This window comes from Rhizobacter sp. P2_H2, from assembly GCF_056403375.1.
Window position 1 is genome coordinate 1 of sequence record NZ_JBFUFP010001686.1, and the last position, 732, is coordinate 732.

1 protein-coding gene is annotated in these 732 nt (G+C 65.2%); it reads left to right on the forward strand.

The annotated features are described in order from the left end of the window. The coding region (locus AC1D15_RS35615; protein ID WP_477829800.1) for an efflux RND transporter permease subunit at positions 1-732 on the forward strand (732 nt) is incomplete at both ends.

Genomic DNA, 732 nt, shown 5'->3' on the forward strand with positions numbered 1-732 from the left:
GATCGGCACCTTCCTGTTCATGTACGTGTTCGGCTTCACGATCAACACCATCACGATGATGGCGCTGAGCCTGTGCRTCGGGCTSYTGATCGACGAYGCGATCGTSGTGCGCGAGAACATCGTGCRCCATGTGCAGATGGGCAAGAGCGCGCACCAGGCCGCGCTGGACGGCACCAACGAGATCGGCCTCGCGGTGCTGGCCACCACGCTGTCGATCGTCGCGGTGTTCCTGCCGATCGGCTTCATGGGCGGCATCGTCGGCAAGTTCTTCCACGAGTTCGGGCTGACCATCGTCGCGGCGGTGCTGATCTCGATGTTCGTCAGCTTCACGCTCGATCCGATGCTGTCGAGCATCTGGCACGATCCGCAGGCCCACGGCGTGCACCACGGGCCGCCGGTGACGCTCTACGACAAGACCATCGGCCGCGTCACCGGCGTGTTCGACCGCTTCACGCAGTGGCTGTCGCACGCCTACCAGGAGATCCTCGGCTGGGCGCTCGCGCACAAGCTCGCGACGCTCGGCATCGCGCTCGCCACCTTCGTCGGCAGCTTCTTCCTGATCCCGGTGCTCGGCGCCGAGTTCGTGCCGAAGGCCGACTTCTCCGAGACGCAGGTCAACTTCTACACGCCGGTCGGCTCGTCGATCGAGGTCACCGAGATGCGCGCGAAGCAGGTCGACGCGATGCTGCGCGAGATGCCCGAGGTGCGCCACACGGTGACCACGATCAACAG